Below are 2962 nucleotides of genomic sequence, written 5' to 3'. Positions count from 1 at the left end.
CATCTTTTCCGTCTTGGTTTTACGGTAGAAGAGGTCGAGCAATTGATCAAAGAGAAGAGCGAATGAATCTTCTGTAAGCATAATCGAAAACACCTTTTATCCCGCCTCACTTTTGTGGGGCTTTTTTTATGGAGGAGCAGATGAGAACGATATCGAAAGAAGGGTTAGCACTGATCAAACAATGGGAAGGTTTGCGTTTACAGGCTTATAAAGATTTAGCGTGCGTTTGGACCATTGGTTACGGTCACACAAGTGAGGCAGGAAGACCTTTTGTTCGCAAAGGCATGCGTATCACGCAAGAGCAAGCAGAGGCCATTCTTCGTGAGGACTTAAAACAATTTGAAAAGACTGTTGAAGAAGCGGTGATGGTTTCCTTAACGGATGAACAATTCGCGGCATTAGTGTCCTTTTGCTATAATGTCGGGACAAAAGCCTTTTGCAATTCGACCTTGTTAAAGAAGCTCAATAAAGGGGATTATGAAGCTGTTCCAGAGGAATTACAGAAATGGAATAGAGTGGGTGGGAAACGTCTTCAAGGGCTTGCAAACCGGCGAGCAGCCGAAGCAGGCTTATGGGCAAAAGGGGCTTATATTGCTTCTAACTATCAGAGAGTGGAAACAAAAGGAGCAACGGGCTCTCTCAAAGCAGAAATTCTTGCCCCGATTATAGGTTCTTTTTCAGGTCTTGGAGGTTTGGTTGCGGGCAATGGTCCTGTGCAATGGGCTTTGGCTGGCATCATGGTTTTAGCGGCATGTGCGGGCATTGTGTTTGTAGCCAAGAGGTTTCGGGAGCAACGTTTATGATTTTGTGGCTTAAGAAATATCAGATGATGCTTACAGCGGCTTTAGCCGTTTTTTTTATCGCTTTAGTGAAGGCCTTCCATCTTGGCAAGAAATCGGAACAGCACAAGCAAACAGAGAATGCTTTAAAGATAACAACGACACGTCTTGAGGTTGAAAATGAAGTTAATCGGAAAAGTGATGGTGATGTGCGTTCTGCTCTGTCTCGTTGGGTGCGCGGCAAATAGGGTTATTAGTTGTGGTGGCTGGTTGCCAATTTATTTGGATCAGCAAGATGTTGCGGTGATCAGTCCCAATCTCGCAAGAGACATTTTAAAACATAACAAGCAGGGAGCGCATTTATGTGGTTGGCGACATGATGAGACAAGAAAATAACAAAGATAAAGATCTCACAGAAAAGGAACAACAGTTGCTTCATGAAATGATCAATACTTATCAGGGGTTGAAGATGATGTCTCGTTTTATGAAGTGGGTGGCGTTTATCATCTTTATGTTTGTTATCGATTTTGCCCGCCTTATGGATGCGATAGACAATATCTTCGTCCATTTTAAACAGTGGTTTTCAAAGAATTAGAAAAAACGTCATATTGAAGAAGATACTTCGTAAGACTCTTTTTACTATGAATTGGAGCTTCAATCATAAACGCAGTTCAGAATGAGATCCAAGTCGTAAAAGCTCTAGTGTTTTGGCATCTGGCTTTCGATAGATTAAGACTAAATCTGGTTTGATATGACAATCACGACAATTGCGCCATTGACCTGTTAGTACATGATCTCGCCAATGCGCTTCCAGTGGTTTATCTTCTGCTAACGCTTTGACCACAAGCAGCAAATCCTCCTCTAGTGCGGTAGCATATCTACCTCTGCTTTCGCGCTTAAGGTCGCGGCGGAATGAACGCGTATAAACAATTTCTCGCATAGCAAGCTTAGGTTCATTTTTCAGATTTACGCACTCCGATTCTATCCTCGCGAATCATGGTTCGTAAGTCATCTAATGATGTGCGTTCGACGCGTCCCATTTCGGCATCTTCTATAGCTTGTAATGTTTCCGGATTGGGTTGGAATAGATCAAGCGGTAAAGCTCTATCTCTAGCAATGCGTGTCATAAACATGCGCACAGCATCCGATACAGTCAAACCTGTGGACTTAATGACTGCACTTGCAATTTCTTGAACTTCATCAGGTATGCGCGCTTGAATTTTTCCCATTGCTAAATCTCCTATTTAACTTGTACTACAATGTACTACACTTCAGTTGATGTCAAGAGACACAACCGTAGTTTTTCATAAGAGGGCTTAGCAGAATTTAAAAAATTAATAGAGGAAGTTAGCAGAACAAGATATGTTTTGTAGAGTCATGATTCGAAATCCTATTCCCGAACCTTTGTTTACACATCCCGAACCTTAAAAAAGATGATGTAAAATCAATAAGTTATTGGTTAGAAAAAACTAAGTGGCGGAGGGGGTGGGATTCGAACCCACGGTACAGTCTCCTGCACGCCGGTTTTCAAGACCGGTGCCTTAAACCGCTCGGCCACCCCTCCAAACTGAGTATGCTTTTTTACAAAGTTCTTACAAAAGGTCAATCATTTAAATGTGCTTCTAAACATTTTTAATAAAATTATTTGAAAGCCAATCAAAAATGATTTCTAACCAGTCGGTTTTTTGAGAATTCTGCTTAAATCAGCAACTTCATTTTAGGATGGGTATTTTTTTCAAAAAGAATGAAAGTTCGATATGCCATCCATAGCACGATCCTACCTCTCTTTTCTTGTTCGGTTGCAACATCTTGTCATATACTATCATAGAAAATTATAGAGAAAGATTGGACTTCAGTCATATCCGTATGACTTCTATTTTATTTCACTTGATGTCATCATAAAAGAAAGTCATACGCTTAAATAAATTAGTGGAGTCCATATTGTGTATGCAAGGTTATAAAAACAAAATGCGTATTGTTATGGAAATCTCAGATATTACAGATGTTACATGTGCATTGAAATAAAGTAGAAAACCTTTGTATTTCTGTACTGGTAGGAATGAAAGAAAAAATCATTGAACTCTACGCTTTCGATGAAGAGACAACATTCCTTTTAAGAAGGGAATCAGACGCTTCTCGTACAAGCTTCACAATCAAGCCTTCAAATCCGTTGAGTCGTGAAA

6 protein-coding genes, 1 tRNA gene and 1 pseudogene are annotated in these 2962 nt (G+C 40.4%); 5 read left to right on the top strand and 3 right to left on the bottom strand.

Features of this window, described 5'->3' with window-relative positions; genetic code table 11:
- Window positions 1-140: 140 nt before the first annotated feature.
- The 4 genes from MCQ_RS07385 to MCQ_RS07375 are packed head-to-tail and all read left to right on the top strand — an operon-like array spanning window position 141 to window position 1374.
- Window positions 141-803 carry a lysozyme gene (locus tag MCQ_RS07385; RefSeq protein WP_006924533.1) on the top strand — a complete coding sequence of 221 codons (663 nt, stop codon included), beginning with the start codon at window positions 141-143 and terminating at the stop codon, window positions 801-803.
- Complete coding sequence (locus tag MCQ_RS07380) at window positions 800-1027, top strand: hypothetical protein (RefSeq protein ID WP_006924531.1); 228 nt, start codon at window positions 800-802, stop codon at window positions 1025-1027. The genes MCQ_RS07385 and MCQ_RS07380 overlap by 4 nt, the downstream gene beginning before the upstream one ends.
- Window positions 960-1175, top strand: coding sequence for a hypothetical protein (locus MCQ_RS09955; RefSeq protein WP_081489781.1), 216 nt, complete (start codon window positions 960-962; stop codon window positions 1173-1175). Before MCQ_RS07380 ends, MCQ_RS09955 begins: the two co-directional genes overlap by 68 nt.
- Entirely contained in the window at window positions 1144-1374 is a 231-nt protein-coding gene (locus MCQ_RS07375) for a hypothetical protein (protein WP_006924528.1), read from the top strand. Before MCQ_RS09955 ends, MCQ_RS07375 begins: the two co-directional genes overlap by 32 nt.
- 63 nt (window positions 1375-1437) lie before the next feature.
- Here the strand turns inward: MCQ_RS07375 and MCQ_RS07370 are convergent, their stop codons facing one another.
- The 3 genes from MCQ_RS07370 to MCQ_RS07360 all read right to left on the bottom strand — a co-directional run bounded on the left by MCQ_RS07370 (window position 1438) and on the right by MCQ_RS07360 (window position 2343).
- A complete protein-coding gene (locus MCQ_RS07370; RefSeq protein WP_006924527.1) occupies window positions 1438-1719 on the bottom strand; it encodes a type II toxin-antitoxin system YafQ family toxin in 282 nt (93 codons plus the stop codon).
- Window positions 1720-1732: 13 nt separating this feature from the next.
- Complete coding sequence (locus MCQ_RS07365) at window positions 1733-2008, bottom strand: type II toxin-antitoxin system RelB/DinJ family antitoxin (protein WP_006924526.1); 276 nt, start codon at window positions 2006-2008, stop codon at window positions 1733-1735.
- 245 nt (window positions 2009-2253) lie between these two features.
- Window positions 2254-2343, bottom strand: a tRNA-Ser gene (locus tag MCQ_RS07360).
- A gap of 477 nt (window positions 2344-2820) precedes the next feature.
- On the opposite strand from MCQ_RS07360, the pseudogene MCQ_RS09730 reads away from it, so the two are divergent.
- A pseudogene (locus MCQ_RS09730) lies at window positions 2821-2962 on the top strand (XRE family transcriptional regulator); the annotation flags it as partial.

The organism is Candidatus Bartonella washoeensis Sb944nv (genome assembly GCF_000278135.1).
Lineage (GTDB): Bacteria > Pseudomonadota > Alphaproteobacteria > Rhizobiales > Rhizobiaceae > Bartonella > Bartonella washoeensis.
The sequence above is the reverse complement of the archived record's forward strand: the minus strand, read 5'-3'. Positions and strand labels throughout refer to the sequence as shown.